At 69.9% G+C, this 21,501-nt stretch carries 16 protein-coding genes; 12 read left to right on the top strand and 4 right to left on the bottom strand.

Annotated features, from left to right (window positions below; all coding sequences use genetic code 11):
• The first annotated feature begins 67 nt into the window (after positions 1-67).
• The 8 genes from K8940_RS15995 (at position 68) to K8940_RS15960 (ending at position 12,897) form a co-directional block, all read left to right on the top strand.
• On the top strand, positions 68-1,369 hold the full coding sequence (locus K8940_RS15995) for a CitMHS family transporter (protein WP_223391047.1): 1,302 nt from the start codon (positions 68-70) through the stop codon (positions 1,367-1,369).
• Positions 1,366-2,724, top strand: coding sequence for an acyclic terpene utilization AtuA family protein (locus K8940_RS15990; RefSeq protein WP_223391045.1), 1,359 nt, complete (start codon positions 1,366-1,368; stop codon positions 2,722-2,724). Before K8940_RS15995 ends, K8940_RS15990 begins: the two co-directional genes overlap by 4 nt.
• Complete coding sequence (locus tag K8940_RS15985) at positions 2,721-3,035, top strand: hypothetical protein (protein WP_223391043.1); 315 nt, start codon at positions 2,721-2,723, stop codon at positions 3,033-3,035. Before K8940_RS15990 ends, K8940_RS15985 begins: the two co-directional genes overlap by 4 nt.
• Positions 3,032-5,020 (top strand): D-(-)-3-hydroxybutyrate oligomer hydrolase, encoded by a 1,989-nt coding sequence (locus tag K8940_RS15980; protein ID WP_223391041.1) that lies wholly within the window; start codon positions 3,032-3,034, stop codon positions 5,018-5,020. The genes K8940_RS15985 and K8940_RS15980 overlap by 4 nt, the downstream gene beginning before the upstream one ends.
• Positions 5,021-5,281: 261 nt before the next feature.
• Complete coding sequence (locus tag K8940_RS15975) at positions 5,282-8,038, top strand: TonB-dependent receptor plug domain-containing protein (protein WP_223391039.1); 2,757 nt, start codon at positions 5,282-5,284, stop codon at positions 8,036-8,038.
• Positions 8,039-8,255: 217 nt separating this feature from the next.
• On the top strand, positions 8,256-10,496 hold the full coding sequence (locus K8940_RS15970) for a TonB-dependent receptor (RefSeq protein ID WP_223391037.1): 2,241 nt from the start codon (positions 8,256-8,258) through the stop codon (positions 10,494-10,496).
• Positions 10,493-12,187 (top strand): carboxylesterase/lipase family protein, encoded by a 1,695-nt coding sequence (locus K8940_RS15965; RefSeq protein ID WP_223391036.1) that lies wholly within the window; start codon positions 10,493-10,495, stop codon positions 12,185-12,187. The genes K8940_RS15970 and K8940_RS15965 overlap by 4 nt, the downstream gene beginning before the upstream one ends.
• Positions 12,184-12,897: a TetR/AcrR family transcriptional regulator gene (locus K8940_RS15960; protein ID WP_223391035.1), complete on the top strand. Its 714-nt coding sequence runs from the start codon at positions 12,184-12,186 to the stop codon at positions 12,895-12,897. Before K8940_RS15965 ends, K8940_RS15960 begins: the two co-directional genes overlap by 4 nt.
• Here the strand turns inward: K8940_RS15960 and K8940_RS15955 are convergent, their stop codons facing one another.
• From K8940_RS15955 to K8940_RS15945, 3 genes are all read right to left on the bottom strand, one after another.
• Positions 12,898-13,437 carry a DUF6265 family protein gene (locus K8940_RS15955; protein WP_223391033.1) on the bottom strand — a complete coding sequence of 180 codons (540 nt, stop codon included), beginning with the start codon at positions 13,435-13,437 and terminating at the stop codon, positions 12,898-12,900.
• 72 nt (positions 13,438-13,509) lie between these two features.
• Complete coding sequence (locus K8940_RS15950) at positions 13,510-14,214, bottom strand: LytR/AlgR family response regulator transcription factor (protein ID WP_223391032.1); 705 nt, start codon at positions 14,212-14,214, stop codon at positions 13,510-13,512.
• Positions 14,202-15,305 (bottom strand): sensor histidine kinase, encoded by a 1,104-nt coding sequence (locus K8940_RS15945; RefSeq protein WP_223391031.1) that lies wholly within the window; start codon positions 15,303-15,305, stop codon positions 14,202-14,204. Before K8940_RS15945 ends, K8940_RS15950 begins: the two co-directional genes overlap by 13 nt.
• 135 nt (positions 15,306-15,440) lie before the next feature.
• On the opposite strand from K8940_RS15945, the gene K8940_RS15940 reads away from it, so the two are divergent.
• The 3 genes from K8940_RS15940 to K8940_RS15930 all read left to right on the top strand — a co-directional run bounded on the left by K8940_RS15940 (position 15,441) and on the right by K8940_RS15930 (position 17,954).
• Positions 15,441-16,349 (top strand): YybH family protein, encoded by a 909-nt coding sequence (locus K8940_RS15940; RefSeq protein ID WP_223391030.1) that lies wholly within the window; start codon positions 15,441-15,443, stop codon positions 16,347-16,349.
• 139 nt (positions 16,350-16,488) lie between these two features.
• Positions 16,489-17,022, top strand: coding sequence for an AMP-binding protein (locus K8940_RS15935; RefSeq protein ID WP_223391028.1), 534 nt, complete (start codon positions 16,489-16,491; stop codon positions 17,020-17,022).
• Complete coding sequence (locus tag K8940_RS15930) at positions 17,019-17,954, top strand: AMP-binding protein (protein WP_223391027.1); 936 nt, start codon at positions 17,019-17,021, stop codon at positions 17,952-17,954. The genes K8940_RS15935 and K8940_RS15930 overlap by 4 nt, the downstream gene beginning before the upstream one ends.
• Here K8940_RS15930 and K8940_RS15925 read toward each other — a convergent pair.
• Complete coding sequence (locus tag K8940_RS15925) at positions 17,951-18,640, bottom strand: TetR/AcrR family transcriptional regulator (RefSeq protein WP_223391026.1); 690 nt, start codon at positions 18,638-18,640, stop codon at positions 17,951-17,953. The two genes, K8940_RS15930 and K8940_RS15925, sit on opposite strands and share 4 nt — an antisense overlap.
• A gap of 193 nt (positions 18,641-18,833) precedes the next feature.
• Between K8940_RS15925 and K8940_RS15920 the strand changes: the two genes are divergently transcribed.
• Entirely contained in the window at positions 18,834-21,443 is a 2,610-nt protein-coding gene (locus tag K8940_RS15920; RefSeq protein ID WP_223391024.1) for a TonB-dependent receptor plug domain-containing protein, read from the top strand.
• The last annotated feature ends 58 nt before the right edge of the window (positions 21,444-21,501 follow it).

Here is a 21,501-nt window from a genome sequence, read left to right as displayed (position 1 = left end):
GCGGGCTCTGGGGATCGGCATATACGCCTGACAAGCTGAACACAGCGTCCAGGAAGAAACGCCCCTCATGCTCGCTCTCATCGGCGTCGTGGCGATCCTCGCACTGACCGCGGCGATCCTGTCCAACCGCGCCTCGCCCGTCGCGGCGTTGATCCTCATACCGCTGGCGGCTGCGATCGCGATCGGCCAGGGCGCGCAGGCGCCGGCTCTGATGGTCGCGGGCATCGGCAAGATCGCGCCGGTGGCGGCGATGTTCGTCTTCGCCATCCTGTTCTTCGGCGTGATGACCGACGCGGGCCTTCTGGACCCCATCGTCCGTCGCATCCTCAAGGCCGTGGGCCGTCGTCCCAGCCGGATCACCGTGGGCACGGCGCTGCTGGCCCTGATCATCCACCTCGACGGTTCTGGCGCGGTCTGTTTCCTGGTCGCGATCCCGGCCATGCGACCGCTGTACGACACCCTGGGCATGGACCGCCGGATCCTGGCCTGTGTGGCCTCGTTGGCGGCCGGCGTGAACTTTCTGCCCTGGACCGGCCCGACGGTGCGCGCCGCCTCGGCCCTGCACATCCCGGTGCTGGACATTTTCAAGCCGATGATCGGCGTGCAACTGGCGGGCCTGGCCTTCGTCTTCGTGGCCAGCTGGTGGCTGGGCAAGCGCGAGGAAAAGCGCCTGGGTCTGATCGAGGCGACCGCCGATGGCGCGCCGGCCCTGGACATTCCCGAGCACGGCGCCGAGCCGGGCCTGGCGCGGCCCCGGCTGTTCTGGCTGAACCTGGCCCTGACCCTAGGCGCCATGAGCGTGCTGGTCGCCGGCGTCGCGCCGCCGGCCGTGGTGTTCATGGTCGCCTTCGCCGCGGCCCTGCTGATCAACTATCCCAAGGTCGCCGACCAGCGCGCCCGGATCGACGCTCACGCCCGCTCGGCGCTCTTGATGGCGTCGGTGCTGATCGCCGCCGGCGCCTTCACCGGCGTCATGGGCGGCGCGGGCTTCCTGAAGGCCATGGCCGACGCGGCGGTGGCCAACGTCCATCCCGACAGCGGCCGGCACATCCCGTTCGTCCTGTCGCTGCTGGCCATGCCGCTGAGCATGGTCTTCGATCCGGACTCCTTCTATTTCGGCGTCCTGCCGGTGATCGCCGAGACCCACGCCCGCCTGGGCGGCGCGCCGGTCCAGGTGGCCCAGGCCGCCCTGGTCGGACAGATGACGGCCGGCTTCCCGGTCAGCCCGCTGACGCCGGCGACCTTCCTGGTGGCGGGCCTGGCCGGGGTCGAGCTGTCCGCCCACCAGAAGTTCGCCTTTCCGTTCCTCTATGGCGCGTCGCTGGTCATGGCGGTCGCTTGCCTGCTGCTGGGGCTGTTTCCGCTTTGACCTCCTCTCCTGAACCTCGTGTCGTCCGCATCGGCGCTGGCGCCGGTTTCGCCGGTGACCGCATCGAGCCCGCAGTCGAACTCGTCCGCGAAGGGCGGCTCGACTACCTGGTGTTCGAGTGCCTGGCCGAGCGCACCATCGCCCTGGCCCAGCGCGCCCGCCTGGGTGATCCGGGCGGCGGCTACGATCCGCTGCTGGAGGCGCGGATGCGCGCCGTCCTGCCGCTGTGCGTCGAGAAGGGCGTGCGCATCGTCTCGAACATGGGCGCGGCCAACCCGGTCGCCGCCGCCGCCCGCATCGCCGAGCTGGCCGCCGACCTGCGGCTGCCCGGGCTGAAGATCGCCGCCGTGGTCGGCGACGATGTGCTGGACGTCATGGCCGGCTCGACCCGGCCGTTGCTCGAGGTCGGCGGTGACGTCGCCAGCCTGGGCGACGACCTGATCTCGGCCAACGCCTATCTGGGCTGCGAGCCGATCGTCCAGGCCCTGGCCGGAGGCGCCCAGGTGGTGGTGACCGGCCGCGTGGCCGACCCGTCCCTATTCCTGGCCCCGCTGGTCCACGAGTTCGGCTGGGCGCTGGACGACTGGGAACGCCTGGGCCGGGGCACGGTGGTGGGGCACCTGCTGGAATGCGCCGGCCAGGTTACCGGCGGCTATTTCGCCGATCCCGACGTCAAGATGGTGCCTGACCTGGCGCGGCTGGGCTTCCCGCTGGCCGAGGTGTCGGCGGACGGCGCGGCGGTGATCACCAAGGTCGAGGGCTCCGGCGGTCGCGTCGACGTCGCCACCTGCACCGAGCAACTGCTGTACGAACTGCACGATCCCACCCAGTACCTGACGCCCGACGTCACCGCCGACTTCTCGACCGTGCGGTTCGAACAGGTCGGACCCGACCGCGTCGCCGTGCGCGGCGGCGGCGGCCGGTCGCGTCCCGCCCAGCTGAAGGTCTCGCTGGGCCGCAAGGAGGGTTTCATCGGCGAGGGAGCCATTTCGTACGCCGGCTCCAGCGCGGTGGCGCGCGGACGCCTGGCCCTGGACATCATCGCCGAACGCTTCCGCCTGACCGGCCTGTCGCCCGAGGAGACGCGGTTCGAGCTGATCGGCGTCGACGCCGTGGCCCCCGAGAGCCTGGTGTCGGCCTTCGCGCCGATGGAAGTCCGCGCCCGGGTCGTGGCCCGCACCCGAACCCGGAGTGAAGCCGAACGCGTCGGCCGCGAGGTCGAGGCCCTCTACACCAACGGCCCGGCGGGCGGCGGCGGCGCGACGCGGCTGGTGACCCCGGTCATCGGCGTGGTCTCGACCCTGATCGAGCGCGAACTGGTCCAGCCCAGCGTGATCTTCGAGGTGGCCCTATGAAACTGCGCGACCTGGCGCACGCCCGCAGCGGCGACAAGGGCGATGTCTCCAACATCTCGGTCATCGCCTACGGCCCCGACGCCTATGACCGGGTGCGGCGCGCCCTGACGCCCGAGCGGGTCAAGGCGCACCTGCGCGACATCGTGCGCGGCGAGGTGCGCCGCTACGACCTGCCGGACCTGATGGCGCTGAACTTCGTGCTGAACGGCGCCCTGGGCGGCGGGGTGACGCGATCCCTGGCGCTGGACGCCCACGGCAAGTGCCTCAGCGGCCTGCTTCTGGAGCTGGATCTCGAGGAGACGCCGGCATGACCCTCCGCGAGGCGCTTTGCCTGGGCGCGGCCCTGGCGACGACCCTGGCCGCTCCGGCGGTCGCGGCCAAGACCCCCAAGGGCGTCACGGTGCTGCGTCACCTGACCTTCGACGGCGTCACCGACGATCTGGTTGGCCTGGCCGCCAAGCCCGCTCCCTACGCCGATCCGCAGCATCCGACCGCCGCCGAGCTGCGTCGCGCCACCATGGCGATCCGGCCCGACCCGGCCTCGGGCTGGGGACGCCTGTTTGGCCCCACGATCGACGTGGCGACGGGGCAGCCCTATCCAGACGGCGGCCGCGTGGCCGGCGAGGAGTACCTGGCCTATACGCACGGTCCGGAGGGGGCGAAGAGCGCCGTCCTGCTACAGGTCCCCGCCAAGCTGTCGCGCGCCCGACGGTGCATCCTGGCCGTGCCGCAGGCGGGGTCGTTCGGCCTCTATCACGACATCTCCACGACCGGCTTCTGGGGCCTGCAGCATGGCTGCGCGGTGGTCTACAGCGACAAGGGTCACGGCACGGGCGCGCACGACCTGGAGAGCGACACCGTCACCCTGATCGACGGCACGACCGCCAAGGCCAGCGAGGCCGGAGCGCTGTCGCACTTCACCGCGCCGCTGCCGCCCAAGGCCCGCGCCGCCTTCCTGGCCCGCTGGCCGCACCGCATCGCCTTCAAGGCCGCGCATTCGCGGCTCAATCCGGAAAGCCAATGGGGCGAGGACGTGCTGCGCGCGATCCGCTACGCCTTCTGGCAACTGAACGCCCGCGACGGCGGCGGCTGGACGTCCGACAACACCCTGGTGATCGTCTCGGGCAATTCCAACGGCGGCGGGGCCACGCTCTACGCCGGCGAGAAGGACCACGAAGGCCTGATCGACGGCCTGGTGGCTGGCGAGCCCCAGGTCCAGGTGCGCGGCGATCCCGGGGTCCGGGTGCTGCGCGGCGACAAGGTCCGGGCCAACGGCGCGCGAACCCTGCTGGACTACTTCACCTTCGCCAACCTCTACGAGCCGTGCGCGGTGCTGGCCATGCCCGACGCGCCGTGGGCCGAGCGCGTCATCCGCGCGGCCGACCGCTGCGCCTCGCTGAAACAGGCCGGGCTGCTGGGCGCCGGCGACCTGGCCGGCCAGGCGCGCGAGGCGCAGGACAGGCTGCTGGCCTACGGTTTCGATCCCGAGACGGCGGTGCTGAACGCGGCCGGCTATCTGATCGGCCCCGACGCCACGGCCGCCAAGTACGCCAGCGACCACGGCCGTTTCGGCGTCGAGCGGCGCATCTGCGGCTACAGCTACGCCTCGGTCGACGGGGAGGGCAGGCCCCGCGCGGTTCCGCCCGCCGAACTGGCCGAGATTTTCGCCAAGGCTTCCGGCGGCGCGCCCACCGGCAGCATCGACCTGATCAACGACAACGACCCGCGCGGCCCACGCCGCAACGACCTGTCGATCTCGCCCAGTACGGGCCGGACGGACTATAATCTGGACGGCGCGCGCTGCCTGCGTGAGCTGGCGGTCGGCGCCTCGGCCGACGCCCGCCGGGTCCAGGCCGGGATCGCCGCGTTCCTGGCCGACGGGAACCTGCACGGCAAGCCGGCGATCATCGTCCACGGCCGGGCCGACAATCGCGTGCCGCCGGCCTTCAGCTCGCGGCCCTATCTGGCGGCCAACAGCCTGAGGGAGGGCGGGGCCAGCAGGCTGCGCTACATGGAGGTGGAGAACGCCGAGCACTTCGGCTTCGCCATGCCCGGCTTCGACACGCGCTTCGTGCCGCTGGCCTATTACAATCTGCGGGCCATGGACCTGGTCTGGGATGTGCTGACCACCGGCGCGCCGATGCCGGACAGCCAGATCGTCCGCACGCGCCCGCGCGGCGGCGCCCCCGGTGCTGCGCCGGCCCTGACCCCCGACAACATCCCGCCGATCGCGATCGTCCCGCGCGCCGCCGACCGGATTCGGGTCCAGCTGGGCGTCGTCGCGCTGCCGGATTGAGCCCGCGAATATTGATAACGACGACTGATCAATCGATCAGGAAATGCCATTTCCCAAGGGTCCGGCTTATCGCGTAACAACGGTTCCATACGCTGGCGCGCGCGACCGGCGACAGGAGGAAACATCAGAGTGGATCACATTCTGACCTAGCGGCCGCTTCGCCGCTCAAGCCCGAAAACCGCTTCTAGACCAACCGGTCGCGTCCCCACGCGCGACCGATCGGCGCTCTGCGCCAAAAACAAAAAAGGGGAGGGAAACATCATGCGTAGTTCCAATCGGCGTCGCGGCTTGCTGGCCGGCCTCGGCGGCGTGTCGGCCGCCGCCCTGCTGGCGGGCGGCGCCTGCGCTCAGGACCAGGCGGCAGAGACCACCCAGGTCGACGCCGTCGTCGTCACCGGCAGCTTCCTGCGCAACATCAAGCAGGAGGACGTCGCCTCGCCCGTGGTGTCGGTCGATCAGAAGGCCCTGACCAAGACCGGCGTCGTCTCGATCGGCGACCTGCTGCGCTACGTCCCGCAGAACATCGGCAGCATGGGCGGCGTCCAGGACCTGGCCAAGGGCGGCCAGGACAGCAAGGACACCCGCTCGGCCAACCTGCGCGGCCTGGGTTCGGGCGCGACCCTGGTGCTGATGAACGGCCGCCGGGTCGTGAAGTCGGACGGCTACGTCAATCTCAACAGCCTGACCCCGCCGATCGCCGTCGCCCGCGTCGAGACGGTGCTGGACGGCGCCTCGGCCACCTATGGCGCGGACGCCGTGGCCGGTGTGTTCAACATCATCACCGACGGCCGTTTCGAGGGCTTCAAGACCAGCGCCCAGTACACCTACATCGAGGACTCGCCGGCCTGGCAGGTCCAGGCGATGTGGGGCGCCAAGGGCGACCGCTCACGGCTGGTGGCCTCGGCCTCTTACACCGACATCGAGCGGCTGCAGAATTCCGACCGGGCGGTGACCAACATCTTCAACGCCTCGTCGGGGGCGGGGGCCAATCCGGGCGCCTTCACCCTGACGGCTCGTCCGCGCACGGCCGGCGGCGGCGACGTGGTCATCAACGGGGTCAACTATTCGACCCTATATGACACCTACAAGAATGCGGCCGGCACGCTGGCGGTGGTCGATCCCAACTGCGGCTCGGCCGAGACCAAGAGCATCTTCACGCCGTCGGCCAGCGGCCCCGGCTACGCGATCGGCTCGTGCGCCTTCAGCTTCCAGGCCCAGAACCCGATCCGCGGCGCCAGCCAGAGCGGCCTGATCCACGTCGAGGGCGAATACGACCTCACCGACCAGCACACCCTGTTCCTGGAGTCGGCGATCTACCACCAGGACTCGCAGCGCTACGGCGTGCCGTCCTACGCCCAGAACCACAACGGCGCGACGCCGCCGATCGTGCCGGCCTCGAACCCGTACAACCCGTTCGGCGTGGCCGTGTACTACGTGGGACGGCCCATCGGCTCGCAGGGGCTGGCGGGGCTGAACTACAACGTCCAGCGCAACGAGGCTAACCAGTTCCACAACGTGGTGGGCGCCAAGGGCCCGGTGTTCGGCGACTGGAACTACGCGGCCACCCTGACCTCGTCATGGTCCAGCAACGTCTTCCGCGACCACGACACCGACATGAACCTGTTCCAGGCCGCACTGAACGGCTACGGCGGCCAGAACTGCAACTACCGCTGGAACGGCGCGGGCGTCGGCGCGGTCGCCGGCCAGGGCAACTGCTACTATCTGAGCCCCTTCGCCAAGGACAACACGACCAACAACCCGGCGGTGCTGTTCAACATCCAGTCCGAGGTGTTCACCCGCACGGTCCGCGACATGGAGATCGCCGACCTGGTGATCGACGGGACTCTCGGCAAGCTGCGCCTGCCGGCCGGCGACATCTCCGGCGCCGTCGGCCTGCAATGGCGGCGGGAAGGGGAGTCGATCCACTATTCGGACCTGCTGCGCAGCGGCTACGCCGCGTTCGGCGGGCCGTCGGTGGACCGCGACGCCGACCGGACGATCAAGAGCGTCTTCACCGAGTGGAACCTGCCGATTGTCGACGGCATGAACCTGGACCTGGCCGTGCGCCACGAGGACTACGGCGGGTTCAAGACCACCAACCCCAAGGCCTCGCTGATCTGGCGGCCGAACGACAGCCTGTCGCTGCGGGCCTCGGCCAGCACGGCCTTCCAGGCCCCAGGCCTGGAGAACGCGACCAACGGTCCGATCAGCAACAACGTCGTCAACATCACCGACCCGGTGCTGGGCACCACCAATTTCCGGACGGTGACGACGATCGGCAACGCCGACCTCAAGCCTCAGACCTCCAAGGTGCATAATCTGGGCGTCACCTGGCTGCCGGTGCGCCGCGCCTCGCTGTCGCTGGACTGGTGGACCTTCAAGTACGACAACCAGATCGCCGTGCAGAACGGTCAGGCCGTGATCAACGCCGCGCCCAACGGGCCGCAGGTGGTGCGCGACCAGAGCGGCGTAGCCCAGACGATCTACGTCACCAGCTACAACGCCAAGAGCGGCACCCAGACCTCGGGCCTGGACATCGCGGCCAGCTGGTCGTTCGACGTGGGCGACAGCATCTTCACCCTGCGCGACAACCTCAGCTATCTCCTGAAGTACGACATCGACACCGGCTCGCTGGTCTATGACGGGGTCGGTCGGCGCAACAACACCACCACCTCGCCCTCGACCGCGGCGGCCGCGCCCAAGTACCGGAACCTGTCCTCGGTCGACTGGTCGATGGGGCCGCACTTCGCCAGCGCCACCGTTCGCTACGTCTCGGGCGTGATGGATGACTACGCCATCGCCATCACCGCCACGACGGCGGCGCGGGTGAAGTCCTGGACGGTGCTGGACCTGCAGTACGCCTACGCCTTCGGCCAGGACGAGCGCTATCGGGTGACCGTCGGCGCCATCAACGTCTTCGACCGCGCCGCGCCCAGCGCCAAGTACACCGGCTATCTCAGCTCGGTCGCCGACCCGTTCGGCCGGCAGTCCTACATCCGCCTCGACGCCCGGTTCTAGGGGCTCACAGCCCCGATCCTCGGCGGGGTTCCCGCTCCTGCGCCTCCCCCGGCTCTCGTGGCCGGGGGTTTTTTCGTTGTCCGGACAAGCGCGCGGCGACCTCCAATATTGACTGACGAGTAAGTCAATATTGACAGGCGCATCAGCGTGGCGTCAGGATGAACGCTGTTCGCGGAACAACGCCGAGAAAGGCGTGGCCGGCGACAGGGAGGGAACCATGAAACGCATCGCCTATACGGCGTCGGCGCTGGCGCTGACGATCGCCGCGCCCGCCATCGCGCAGACCGCTTCCAAACCGGCCGAACAGGTCGAGGAGGTGGTCGTCACCGCCACCCGCCGCAGCGAGCGCCTGCAGGACGTGCCGCTCAGCGTCACCGCCTTCTCGCAGGCGGAGCTGACCAAGAAGGGCATCGTCAACTACGACGGCATCGCCCGCGAGACGCCCGGCGTGGTGCTGAATAAGGCCAGCGACAACAACGTCCGCTTCACGGTGCGGGGCATCTCGACCAACGGCTGGGGCGCGGGCCTGCAGACGACCACGACCATCTATGTCGACGAGCTGCCGCTGACCACGATCGGCAACACCGTGACGCTGGATCCCAACCTCTACGACGTCGAGCGGGTGGAGTTCCTGCGCGGGCCGCAGGGCACGCTGTTCGGCTCCGGCTCGCTGTCGGGCGCCCTGCGGGTGCTGACCAAGAGCCCGGACCTGACCGGCTACGACTCCTCGGCCCTGGTCGACCTGGGCTACACGCCCGACGGCAAGGGCGTGCGCCAGCGCTACAACGGCATGGTCAACATCCCGCTGGTCAAGGACGCCATGGCCCTGCGCCTGGTCGGCTTCTACCGGGACGAGGACGGCTACGTCGACAACCTCGGCACCGGGGTGAAGAACGCCAACAAGCTGAAGGACTTCGGCGGCCGGGCCATCCTGCTGATGCGGCCGAACGAGCGGCTCAGCGTTCGCCTGCTGGCCTCCTACGAGGACAGCGATCCCAAGGACTCGTCGCTGACCACGCCGTCGCTGGGCGAGCGCAAGCGCTACAGCACCGTCCCCGACCAGTACACGACCCAGACCACCATCCTGAACGGCACGCTGGAGTACCAGTTCGACGGGGCGCGACTGACCAGTTCGTCGACCTTCTCGAACGCCGACGCGCTGTTCAACGTCGACCTGGGCGGGACCTTCAACCTGACGGTGCCGTTCTATCTGTTCGACACCGCGACCACGAAGACCTTCGTCCAGGAGACGCGCCTGGCCTCCGATCCGGGCGGTCGGTTCGACTGGGTGGCGGGCGGCTTCTATCTGCACCGCGAGCTGGACCTGGACGGTGAGGACCGCACGACCCCAGCCTTCCTGGCGGCCCGCCACATCACCGGCCTGCCGGGCGCGGTCTTCGCCAAGTTCGGCAGCAACACGCGCACCTACGAGCTGGCCGGTTTCGGCGAGTTGACCTACCGCCTGACCGACAAGCTCTCGGCCACCGGCGGGGTCCGCTACGGCAAGTACGGCGGCACGGTCGACACCCACCCCGGCTTCAACTCGGCCTATTTCACCTATGCCTTGCTGGGCCTCTCGGGGCCCTTGGCCCTGGTTCCGAACGGGGCGGCGACGACCAAGTACCCATCGGCCAAGAAGGCCTCGTGGAAGGCCAGCCTGACCTACAAGCCCTCACGCGACCTGACGACCTACGCCACGGTCTCCACCGGCTATCGCACGCCCGTCTACAACGCCCGCGCCGGCAGCGTCAGCACCGTCAATCCCAGCGACCTGGTCATCCCGGCGGGCGCGGGCTCCGACAACCTGACCAACTACGAGGTCGGCGTGAAGGGCCGCTTCCTGGACGGCCGGATGAGCGCGGCCCTGGCGGCCTACTACATCGACTGGAAGAACATCCAGGTGCAGGCCAACCGCCAGTCGGACTCGATCCAGTTCGCCACCAATGTCGGCCGCGCCGCCAGCAAGGGGCTGGAGGCCGAGGTCACCTTCACTCCGGCCAAGGGCGTACTGCTGGGCGTCAACGGCTCGCTGAACCAGGCCAAGGTCACCGAGCTGACCACCCAGGAGGCCACCATCTCCGGGGCGGTGGACGGCGCGCGGCTGGCTTCGCCTCACGTGCAGGGCTCGTTCTTCGGGACGTTCAGCTACGCGCTGAACGGCCAAACCCAGGGCTTCACCAGCTTCCAGATCCAGCACGTCGGGTCGTTCCCGAACGGCTTCCCGAACACGCCGGGCAAGGCGGGGGTGGTGAGCCCGCTCTACGGCTACACCGACCGCTACACCTATGTGAACCTGCAGACGGGCGCGCGGTTCGGACGGGTCACCGCCACCCTCTACGGCGAGAACCTCGGCAACAGCGGGGCGACGGTCTACATCCACCCCGAGGCCTTCGTCTCCAGCCGCTACGCCATCCTGCGGCCGCGCACCTTCGGCATCCGCCTGGGCTACAACCTGTGAGGCGGCTTTGGGCCTGCCTCAGCCTGATCGCCGCGCTGCTGGCGTCCGCGCCGGTCCGGGCCGACGAGGCGCGGCCCCGGGTCACGATCCGCCAGGGCGTCCTGCAAGGCGTCCAGGCGCAGGGCGTGGCGGCGTACAAGGGCATTCCCTACGCTCGGCCGCCGGTGGGGCCGCTGCGCTGGCGGTCGCCCGTCCGGGCGGCGGCCTGGACGGGCGATCGCGACGCCTCGGCGTTCGGAAATGCCTGCCTGCAGCCCCCGCAGTCGCCGACCGGCCTCTATTCCGGCGGCATGGCCCCGATGAGCGAGGACTGCCTGAGCCTGAACGTCTGGACCCCGGCTCGCGCTCAAGGGCGCGGCGGAAAGCTGCCGGTCATGGTCTGGATCCATGGCGGGGCGCTGGTGGGCGGCAGCGGTTCAGAGCCGCTCTACGACGGGGCGAAGCTGGCGAGCCAGGGGATCGTGCTGGTCTCGATCAACTACCGCCTGGGTCTCCTGGGCTACTTCGCCCACCCGGCGCTCAGCGCGGAGTCGCCGCAACACCTGTCGGGTAATTACGGCCTGTTGGACCAGATCGAGGCGCTGCGGTGGGTGCGCGACAACATCGGAGCGTTCGGCGGCGATCCGGGGCAGGTGACGATCGCCGGCGAGTCCGCCGGCGGCCTCAGCGTCATCGCCCTGCTGGCCAGCCCCCAGGCGAAGGGTCTGTTCCAGAAGGCCATCGTCCAGAGCGGCTACATGCCAGCCTATCGCGCCCTGCATAACGAGACTCTGGGCCTGTCCTCGGCCGAGGCCGGCGGCGCGGCGCTGGGCGCGGCGGCGGGCGCCAACACCGCCGAACAGCTGCGGGCGGCCAACCTCGTGGCCCTGTTCATGGCCGGCGTGGCGACGGGCTGGCAGCCCGAGCCGGTGATCGACGGCGTCGTGTTGCCGCGCCAACTCGTGGATGCGTTCGCGCGCGGCGAGCAGGCAAAGGCGCCGATCCTAGCCGGCGTCAACGAGGGCGAGATCCGCTCGCTGCCGTTCCTGATGCCGCCCGCGCCGGCGACCTCCGCCGCCTATGTCGCCGACGTGAAGCGCCGGTTCGGCGACAAGGCGGAAGCCTATCTCACCGTCTATCCGGGCGCGGAGCCTAAGGCCGACGTCATGGCTTCGATCCGCGACGGCGTCTACGGCTTCGCGGCCCAGTACCTGGTTCGCCAGCAGGCGGGCGCCGGGCAGCCGGCCTATCTCTACTACTTCCGCCACGGCACGCCGGCCCAAGCGGCGCGCGACCTGACGGCCTTCCACGCCAGCGAACTGCCCTATGTCTTCGGCCAGGTCGGGGAGGGCGCGCAGCTGGGGCCGAACTGGCCGCGCCCGCCGCTGATCGCCGAGGAGACGGCGCTGTCGGACGCCATGATGGCTTACTGGGTCTCGTTCGTTCGAACTGGCGCGCCCACCGCGCCGGGCGAGACGGCGTGGCCGCGCTTCACAGCCCGGGAGCGCGGCTACCTCGACATCGACCGCCGGCCGCTGGCCGCGCGCGACTTGCATCCCGCCGCTTTCGACTGGGCCGACGCCCTGGTCGCCGAGCGGCGGGCGCGGGGCCGCGCCTGGCGCCTCGACATCGGCTTCTCGGCGTTCCCGGCTCCGCCAGCGGACGGCCGCGTTGACGCCCAGGACGCGAAGCGGCAACCAGAGGGTCCATGAGCACCGATCAGATCCGAGAACCGAAGACCCCCCGCGCGGGCAACCACAAGGCGCGGGTGCGCGAGCAGACGGTCGAGCGGATCCTGGACGCCGCCGAGCAGCTGTTCGCCGAGTTCGGCTATCACGGCGTCACGCTGAAGGACGTCGCCGCCCGCATCGGGGTCAGCTCGACGCTGATCCACTACCACTTCGCCGGCAAGGAGAGCCTCTACGAGGCGGTCTGGGCCCGGAAGGCGCCGATCTCGGCCCGCAATCGCCTGGAGGCGATGCGCCGCTACGCCGAGGCGGTCGGCGACAAGGTCACGGTCGAGGGCGCGCTGCACGCCTGGATAGACACCGACCTGAACGTCCAGCTCCACGACACCGACCAGTGGCTGGCCTTCGGCAAGATCAGCGCCCAGGCCAACAGCGCCGCCGGCTGGGGCGCCGAGAAGATGACCAAGTATTTCAACCCGGTCGTCCTGGCTCTGATCGACCTGCTGAAGAAGGCGATGCCCGACTGCGACGAGGCGACGATCTTCTGGGGCTACCACTTCGTCTCGGGGGCCATGACCCACAACATGGCGCGCACCGGGCGGCTGGACGAACTGTCCCACGGCCTGTGCTCGTCCAACGACTTCGAGTCGATCCGCCGGCACATGGCGACGTTCATGGCCGCAGGCTTCCACGCTATCTGCCAGCAGGCGCCTCGGCGAGACGGCGGGGCCTGACTACCGTCCTGGCCCGATCCGGGTGAAGGGAACGCTCAGGGTCTCCAGCTCCTTGTCGCCGTCGCGGTTGAGGTGGAACGTCGTGTAGCTGTCGGGGCCGGTGCGACGGATGGTCGTGCCGTCGAAGAAGAAGGTGTCGCCGGCGCGCTCGACCAGGGCGCGGGCCACGAAGGCGTCGCGGTCTTCCCAGCCGTGCAGTTGCGAGGTGAAGTGCTTGACCCGCAGGGTGACGCTGTCGCCCGCCTGCACGTAGGTCAGGATCTCGTAGAAGACGACGCCGTCGGCGTTGGTCGCGCGCACGAAGCCGGGCATGTGGCCGAAGGCGATCGGCAGGTGGGCGATCTCGACGGGACCAAAGGGCATGCGGCCCAGCCACGATCCTTCCATCCAGGCCAGGGCGTCCAGCGGGCAGGGGGCGGGGCGGGCGCCCGGCGTCAGCAGGCGGATCATGGCGCGCGGAGCCGGGGCGGCCGGCGCGACGCCGGGCGCCAGGCCAAGCCCAAGCCCCGTGGCGGCGATGCAGGCGCGTCGGGTCAGCATGCGATCCTCCTTCGAGGATCAAACCGCTCGCCGACGGGGCCGGGGGCGTCAATCGCCGGCCGGCGGGCGGGATCAGGCGGACGTCGAGCTGGACAGAGCGGCCAGGAACGCCGCGCGATAGCGACGGCTCAGGCGCAGTCGCTCGCCGGAGGACAACACCACGACGCCGTCGCCATGGCCCGCCGATTCAAGGGCCCGGACCCTGTCCAGCCGGACCAGGGTCGAACGGTGGATCCGGGCGAAGGCACCGGCCGGCAGCCTGGTCGACAGGCCCGCCAGGGTCTCGTCCAGCAGGTGGGTTCGTCCCTCGGCATGAACCTCGACATAGTCGCCGGCGGCGGCCAGCCAGTCGATCGCCGCCAGGTCGATGCGGGTCAGCCGGCCGCGCGAGCGGGCCGACAGCTGCGCGCCAGGGCGCGCGGCCAGGCGCTTGCGCAGACGCTCCAGCATGCCGGCGAAGCGCACATCGTCGAAGGGCTTCAGCAGATAGTCGACCGCCTCGGCCTCGAAGGCCCGCACCGCGAACTGGTCGAAGGCGGTCAGGAAGACCGTCAGCGGTCGCTCGGCCGGCGCCAGGCCGTCGATGACGTCCAGTCCGCTGGCGCCGGGCATCTGGATATCCAGGAAGACGGCGTCGGGGCGCAGGTCGCGGATCAGCGCCTCGGCCGCGATCCCATCCTGCGCCTCGCCGGCGACGAGCACGTCGGGGGCGGTCTCCAGCAGCGCCCGGATCCGCAGCCGCGACAGCGGCTCGTCGTCGGCGATCAGGATGCGCATGGCTGCGGCGCCGTCAGTCGGACGGTGAAGCCCTGGCCGGGCCTGGAAGTGACGGTCAGGCAGGCCTGGTCGCCATAGAGGTGCGATAGCCTCTGGCGCGCGTTGCCCAGACCGACGCCCTCGACGACGGTCGCCGCGCCGACGCCGTCGTCCTCGACCGAGAGGTCCAGGTGCTGGTCGGCCAGGGCGGCGCGGATCTGCAGCGTGCAGGCTCGCCGCGAGGGCGCGACGCCGTGGCGGACGGCGTTCTCGACCAGCGGCTGCAGGATCAGGGTCGGCAGCCGCGCGGCCTCGACGCCGGCGGCCAGATCGGTGCGGACGGTCAGGCGCGACCCCAGGCGGTACTGCTCGACGGCCAGGTACGCGTCGACGAACGCCAGCTCCTCGGCCAGGGAGCGCTCCTGGGGGGCGGCGCCGTCCAGCGACAGGCGCAGAAGGTCGCCCAGCCGGGCCAGCATGCGCTCGGCCTCCAGGGGATTGGAGCGGATCAGGGCCGAGATCGCGTTAAGGGCGTTGAACAGGAAGTGCGGCTGCAACTGGGCCTTCAGCGCCGCGGCGGAGGTTTGGGCCAGCTGGGTCTCGAGGCGGGCCTGCTCAAGCTCGCGGCGGCGCAGGTCGCTCAGCGCCTGATAGCCGAACACCCCGCCGGCCACGACCACATAGATCAGCAGGTTGATCTGGAAGGTGGTCGCCAGCTTCTGGGCCAGCAGGGCGGTGGCGTCCTCCAGCGACTTGCCGCTCGTCAGGCTCAGCAGCGCCACGTAGATCAGGGAGTGGGTCACCGCCACCGTCGAGCCCAGCAGCGCGTGCAGGGCCAGGTTCCGCGCCCGATGCGGCCCCTTCGGCGGCAGCTTCAGCGCCAGGCCGATGATCGCCAGGGTCAGCAGGGCCCACAGGGCGTTGGCCATGAAAGCCGGCGCCAGGTACTGCGTCCAGGGCTGGTCCTTGCCGTACGACAGGTCGATTAGCCGCCATTGCGTGGCGTTGAACAGCGCCACCAGCGTCCAGGCCGAGGCGACAAAGGTCAGCAGGCGGCGCGCCAGCATGGTCTTCAGCGAGCCCTCCGTCGCCGTTCCGATCGTCCGGGCCACCAGTCTAGCACGGCGTCGCGACGTCGCGGGCCCGTTCGCCGATCCGGCGGTCCCGTTCGACGGGCCGGACTTGGATCATCGCGGTTTCGCCGGCGCCATTCGGGCGGCCACCCGGACGGATCGAGGAGCGCCGCCATGTCCGACCTGTCCCGACGCCAGGCCCTGCTGCTGGCGGCCGCCTTGCCGATGCGGGGCCTGGGCGACGCCGCCGATCCGGTCGCCACCGCGGAGACCGCCCTGGCCGCCGCCTTCGTGACCGGCGACGCGGCCGCAATCGCCGGGTTCTATCTGCCGGCCGCGCGCAGCTGTGTGGACGCCCAGCCCGCGCTGCGCGGCCGCGCGGCGATCCTGGCCTATCGCCAGCGGATGCTGCAAAGCCGGCGAGCGCGGGATCTGGTCTTTTCGCCGATGGGCCGCGTGGATCTGGGCGAGACCTCGGTGACGTACGGAACCTGGGTGGAGCAGCGGCTCTGGGCGGACGGCGCGGCCGAGCGGATCGAAGGCAACTACATCCACGTCTGGCGAGGGGCGGGAAAGCCGCGCCTGCTGGCCGACGTGATGGGCTACGCCGCGCGTCGCGCCCGGCCGGACCAGGATCACGTCGCCGAACTCGTGGCCGAGGACGCGGGCGTGTCGCCGCCTGGCGGCGATCCCACCGTCGCCGCCGAGCTGGCGGCGCTGAACGCCCGCATCGCCAGGGGCGTGGCGACGCACGACGCCGAGGCGCGCCTGTCGGTCTATGCAGACGACGCGGTGATCATGCCCTTCGCCGAGCGCCCCTTGAGCACCATGGCGCGGATCGCGCCCTATCTGCGGGCCTATGTCGCCAACGGCTCGGGCGCGACGTTCCAGGTCAAGGTCTACAACGACGGCTTCGAGGTCCTGCCCGGCCATGTCCTGGAATATTCGCGATTCCGGGTCGACTGGCGCGCCGGCCAGGACGGCGGCGTCGTCAGCGGCGGCGGCCTGCGGCTGTGGCGGCGCGAGGCGGACGGCGCGCTGCGCATGCGGCTGGAAGGCGGCGCGCACGACTACCGCGCCTGATCGGGCGGTCCGGCGAACGTGGTCGAAAATCCGCTTTTAATTTATTCACTACTAAATTAATGAAATTGGTATTCAACCGCCACCCGTTCGAAGCGTCCCGAAGACGACGCCGTGGGGGAGGGCCGCCAGGGAGGTCTTTATGTCGATCGGTCGCGTCGCGCTCAGCACCATACTGACTCACCATGCGCGCCGGTCGCCGGGCAGGGCCGCGCTGATCGTGGACGAGCGGCCGGTCTCGTACGAGGCGCTGGACGTAAGCACGAACCGGCGGGCGCGCATGCTTGCGGCGCATGGCGTCGCCCAGGGTGACTTCGTCACGGTGGCGCTGCCCAATGGCCAGGCGTTCTACGAGACCGTCTTCGCGATCTGGAAGCTGGGCGCGATCCCCAACATCGTCGCCGCCAAGCTGGCGCGCCCCGAGATGGAGGCGATCCTCGACATCGTCCGTCCCAGGCTGTTCGTCGGCGTCCCGCCCGGACCCGGCGTTCCGGCGCTAGGGGAGGGCGCATCGCCCGAGGGCTATTCGGCCGAAGCTCTGCCCGAGGTGGTCTCGCCTCACTGGAAGGCGATGACCAGCGGCGGCTCCACCGGCCGCCCCAAGGTGATCGTAGACGCCATGCCGGCCGCCTGGAATCCGGAGGAGGGTTCCTGGGCCAGCGGCCCGGCGACGTGATCCTCAACCCGGGGCCGCTCTATCACAACGCCCCGTTCCACTGCATCCACATGGGCCTGTTCGTCGGCGCGACGATCGTCGAGATGGGCAAGTTCGATCCGCTGCGCGCGCTGCGGCTGATCCAGGCGCATGGCGTCAACTGGGTGACCATGGTGCCGACCATGATGAACCGCATCTGGCGCCTGGGCCCCGACGTTCTGTCGGGCTTCTCCCTGCCCAGCCTGCGGATGATGCTGCACATGGCCGCGCCGTGCGCGCCGTGGCTCAAGGAGGCCTGGATCGACTGGCTCGGGAGCGAGCGGGTCTGGGAATATTACGGCACCACCGAGGGGACCGGCTCGACGATGATCTCCGGGACCGACTGGCTGACCCATCGCGGCTCGGTCGGGCGGGTTCGCGAGGGCTACGCGTTGAAGATCCTCGACGCGGAGGGGCGCGAGCTGCCGGTCGGCGAGGTCGGCGAGGTGTTCTTCCGACCTCAGGGCGGGGCGGGCTCGACCTATCACTACCTGGGCAGCGAGGCCCGTCGCCGTGGCGAGTGGGAAGCGCCCGGCGACCTGGGGTCCGTCGACGCCGACGGCTATCTCTACCTGTCAGACCGTCGCAACGACCTGATCATCTCAGGCGGCGCCAACATCTATCCGGCCGAGGTCGAGGCCGTGCTCGACGCCCACCCGGCGGTGCGCGGCAGCGCGGTGATCGGGCTGCCGGACGAGGACTGGGGCGCGCGCGTCCACGCCATCGTCCAGGCGGTCGAGGACAGCGGGCTGGAGGCAGGCGAACTGCTCGACTTCGCCGCCGACCGCTTGACCCGCTACAAGCTGCCCAGAAGCATCGAATTCACGGCCGAGCCCCTGCGCGACGAGGCCGGCAAGGTGCGACGGGCGGCGCTGCGCGAGGCGCGGCTGATGGCTGCGGCGAAGGTCGCCTAGGCTTTGGCCTCGTGGCGGCGGTGGAGCGCGTCGAAGCCGCCGGCCATGAAGGTCACGAAGCGCTCGCGGACGGCCTCGAAGTCGTCGGACTTGCACAGGTCGCCCGACAGGCGGTCGATGCGGCCGGTCCGCGACAAGATCAGCGAATAGGCCCCCGAGGTGAACTGGAAGCTCCAGAACAGGTCCTCGGGCGCGGCGTCGGGCAGGGCCTTCTGCAGCAGGCCGATCAGGCGCAGCACCATCGGGTCGAAATAGGTGTCCATCTTCTCGGCGCCGTAGCCGGGGGCGTTGTTCACCTGGGCGAAGATGCGGCCGAAGTTGCGCCAGCCCTCGTCGCCGTTGATGTAGACGTCGAACGCCTGGTCGTAATAGGCGCGCAGCGCGCCCTCGACGGTGGGGTGGTCGCCGACCTGCGCCTCGTAGGCGTCCAGGCCGGCCGTGCGCGTCGTCACGGCGTATTCCACGCGGCGCTCGAAGACGGCGTCGAACAGCGCCTTCTTGCCATCGAAATAGTAGTGGATCAGCGCCGGGTGGATGCCCATCCGGTCGGCCACGTCCTTGATGGTCACCCCGAAGTAGCCGAGCTGGGCGAACAGGTCCTCGGCGGTGTCCAGGATCGTCTTCACGGTCGAGGCCCGCTGCTCGGCGCGCGTGCGACGTCCTTCGGCTTTCGGCGCTGCTGCCATGAGTCCCGGCCTTCTTGGATCCGTCCGGTGAAGACGCTCTCCAACCGATTCAAAAACGACGATGAGGCGGCGGCCCCGAAGGGTCAAGCAAGGGTCTGTAGAAATTTCATTTAGTGCTAAATAAATGAAATTGACGAACCTCCCCGCCTTGGGCTACGCCTTGGGCAAGCTAAAAAATAAAGGGGAGGGTTGAATGCAAACCTGGAAAACCGCGCGCCAGATCGCGCTGTCGGGCACGTCGCTGCTGGCTATCCTGCTCGCCGGGCAGGTCTCGGCGCAGACGGCCAGCCCGCCGCCGGCGAGCGAAGAAAACACGCTGGAAGCCATCGTCGTGACCGGCTCCAGCATCCGGGGCGTCCCGCCGATCGGCTCGAACCTGATCAGCGTCTCGCGCGACGACATCAAGGTCATCGGCGCGACCACCACGCCCGACCTGCTGGCCAGCGTGCCGCAACTGAACAGCTTCAACACCGCGCCGAGGGCCAATAACGCCGGGGCCGGTTCGTTCGCGCCGGGCATGCGCAGCCTGCCGGCGACGGCGACCCTGCCGCTGCTGAACGGCCACCGCGTGGTCGCGGGCGGCGCCAACGAGACCAATCCGGATTTCCCCTTCCTGCCGGACCTGGCGATCGAGCGGGTGGAGATCGTCGCGGACGGCGCCTCGTCGATCTACGGCTCGGACGCCATCGCCGGGGTCGTCAACTTCATCACCCGCAAGCGCTATTCCGGCGTCGAGCTGTCGACGCGCTACGGCGTGGCCGACGACTATCACACGTTCAGCGTCAGCGGCCTGGCCGGCCGCGAGTGGGGGACGGGCTCGATCCTAGCCGCCTACCAGTACGCGGAGAACGGCAACGTCACGGGCGCCGATCGCGACTATCGCGTCGTGGACTTCCGGTCCTATGGCGGTGTCGACGCGCGGGGGACCAGCTGTCCCGCCCCGAACGTGGTCGTCGGGACCACGGTCTATGGCGCGCCGGGCCTGGCGCCGAACAGCACCAACTACTGCGACACCGGCGGCCCGGTGGACCTGGTCCCGGCCTCGCGCCTGCACAGCGCCTTCGTGACCGGCCGGCAGGAGGTCGGCGAGCGCGTCACCCTGTGGGGCGACCTGCTGTACTCGGACCGCAAGGACACGGTCCAGGCGGCGATCCCGGCCCAGACCGTGGTGCTGACCGCCGCCAATCCGTTCTTCAAGGCGCCGCCCGGGACCGCCGCGACGGCCGCGGTCGTCTACTTCCGCCCCGACAACCTGGTCGGCGCCGACCACTTCGAGCAGACCTACCGCGTGAAGGCCGGCAACGCGTCCGCCGGCGTCGACGTGCGGCTGCCGCGCGACTTCAACCTCAGCGCCTACGGCACCTATGACTGGGCCGAGCACGTCGCCTTCCAGCCGATGATCAACCCCGTGGCCCTGTCCGCGGCGGCGGCCGGAACTACGGCCGCGACGGCCCTGGATCCGTTCGGCGCCGGGACCAGCGCCTCGGTGGTCAACGCCATCACCAACTATTCGACCAGCGTCACGATCCAGCAGCGCACCAAGCTGGGCGCGGTCAAGGTCGACGGGGGACTGCTGGACTTGCCCGGCGGCGAGCTGAAGATCGCGGCGGGCGCGGAGTATCGGCGCGAGACCTTCCAACAGCGGGGCTTCGTCGGGGCGACGCCGGTTCCCGAGAACCTGGGGCGCAACATCAAGTCGATCTACGGCGAACTCTTCGTGCCGATCGTCGGCGCAGCCAACGAGAAGCCCTTCCTGCATCGGCTGTCGCTGTCGCTGTCGGGCCGCTACGACCATTACAGCGACTTCGGCTCGACCAAGAATCCGAAGGTCGGCGTGAACTGGGATCCGGTCGAGGGGCTGACGCTGCGCGGCACGTACGGCCGCTCGTTCCGGGCGCCCGGCCTGCGCGATGTCGGCGCCACCGTCGGGGCCTACTATCTGGACGCCGCGACGGCGGCCGTGGCGGCCCGCGACCCGACGCGCGGAAGCGCCCAGGTCAATACGGTCTACCTGCTGGGCGGCAACAAGAGCCTGCAGCCCGAGAAGGCGAGGACCTATTCGGTCGGCGCCGACTTCACGCCCCGCTTCCTGCCGGGGGCGCGGGCCAGCGTGACCTTCTACGACATCAACTTCACCGACGTGATCGGCACGCCGCCCACCAGCCTGGTCTTCACCGACCCGACCTTCGCCTCGGTCGTCTACCGCAATCCTTCGGCGACCCAGCTCTCGGGCCTCCTGGCGCTGGCGGTGCCGGTCAACCTGCCGACGCCCCTGCCGGCGATCGGCAACGCCCTGGACCTACGGCGCGGCAACTTCGGCGTCCGCAAGACCAACGGCCTGGACTTCGACGTCGGCTACCGCCGCGCGACCGGCTTCGGCAGCGTGTTCGGCGGCGTCGCCGGCAACTACATCTTCAAGTTCGACACCCAGCTCTCGCCGACCGCGCCGGTCTCCAACGCTCTGAAGCTGGGCGTGCCCAAGGCGACGGTCCGGACCACGGCGGGCCTGAGCGCCGGCTCGGTGACCGTGGTCGGCTTCGTCAACTACCGCGACGGCGTCACCAACACCTACGCCACGCCGACGGGCACGAGCACGTACAGCGCCGACGCCTACACGACCGTCGACCTGCGCGTCTCGATGACCCTGCCCGCCACCGGGCTGACCAAGGGTTCGGAACTGTCGCTGCAGGTGAACGACCTGTTCGACAAGACGCCGCCGTTCTTCCCGGCCACCGACGGCGTGGGCGGGACCTACAACCCGATCGGACGCTTCGTGGCCGTGAACCTGCGGAAGACCTTCTGACCGGTCCGCATTCATTGTCGGCGGCCGCTGCCCCGGCCGTCCGACCCGCCGCAGGGGC

Source organism: Caulobacter segnis (genome assembly GCF_019931575.1).
In the GTDB taxonomy this organism is placed as follows: Bacteria; Pseudomonadota; Alphaproteobacteria; order Caulobacterales; family Caulobacteraceae; genus Caulobacter; species Caulobacter segnis_C.
This window is presented reverse-complemented; position numbering and strand designations above follow the sequence as displayed.

What these genes read in the sequence shown, in the direction of transcription:
- K8940_RS15995 (WP_223391047.1), top strand. Translation starts at nt 68, where the DNA reads ATGCTCGCTCTCATCGGCGTCGTGGCGATCCTCGCACTGACCGCGGCG.
- K8940_RS15985 (WP_223391043.1), top strand. Translation starts at nt 2,721, where the DNA reads ATGAAACTGCGCGACCTGGCGCACGCCCGCAGCGGCGACAAGGGCGAT.
- K8940_RS15980 (WP_223391041.1), top strand. Translation starts at nt 3,032, where the DNA reads ATGACCCTCCGCGAGGCGCTTTGCCTGGGCGCGGCCCTGGCGACGACC.
- K8940_RS15975 (WP_223391039.1), top strand. Translation starts at nt 5,282, where the DNA reads ATGCGTAGTTCCAATCGGCGTCGCGGCTTGCTGGCCGGCCTCGGCGGC.
- K8940_RS15970 (WP_223391037.1), top strand. Translation starts at nt 8,256, where the DNA reads ATGAAACGCATCGCCTATACGGCGTCGGCGCTGGCGCTGACGATCGCC.
- K8940_RS15960 (WP_223391035.1), top strand. Translation starts at nt 12,184, where the DNA reads ATGAGCACCGATCAGATCCGAGAACCGAAGACCCCCCGCGCGGGCAAC.
- K8940_RS15955 (WP_223391033.1), bottom strand. Translation starts at nt 13,437, where the DNA reads ATGCTGACCCGACGCGCCTGCATCGCCGCCACGGGGCTTGGGCTTGGC.
- K8940_RS15950 (WP_223391032.1), bottom strand. Translation starts at nt 14,214, where the DNA reads ATGCGCATCCTGATCGCCGACGACGAGCCGCTGTCGCGGCTGCGGATC.
- K8940_RS15940 (WP_223391030.1), top strand. Translation starts at nt 15,441, where the DNA reads ATGTCCGACCTGTCCCGACGCCAGGCCCTGCTGCTGGCGGCCGCCTTG.
- K8940_RS15935 (WP_223391028.1), top strand. Translation starts at nt 16,489, where the DNA reads ATGTCGATCGGTCGCGTCGCGCTCAGCACCATACTGACTCACCATGCG.
- K8940_RS15925 (WP_223391026.1), bottom strand. Translation starts at nt 18,640, where the DNA reads ATGGCAGCAGCGCCGAAAGCCGAAGGACGTCGCACGCGCGCCGAGCAG.
- K8940_RS15920 (WP_223391024.1), top strand. Translation starts at nt 18,834, where the DNA reads ATGCAAACCTGGAAAACCGCGCGCCAGATCGCGCTGTCGGGCACGTCG.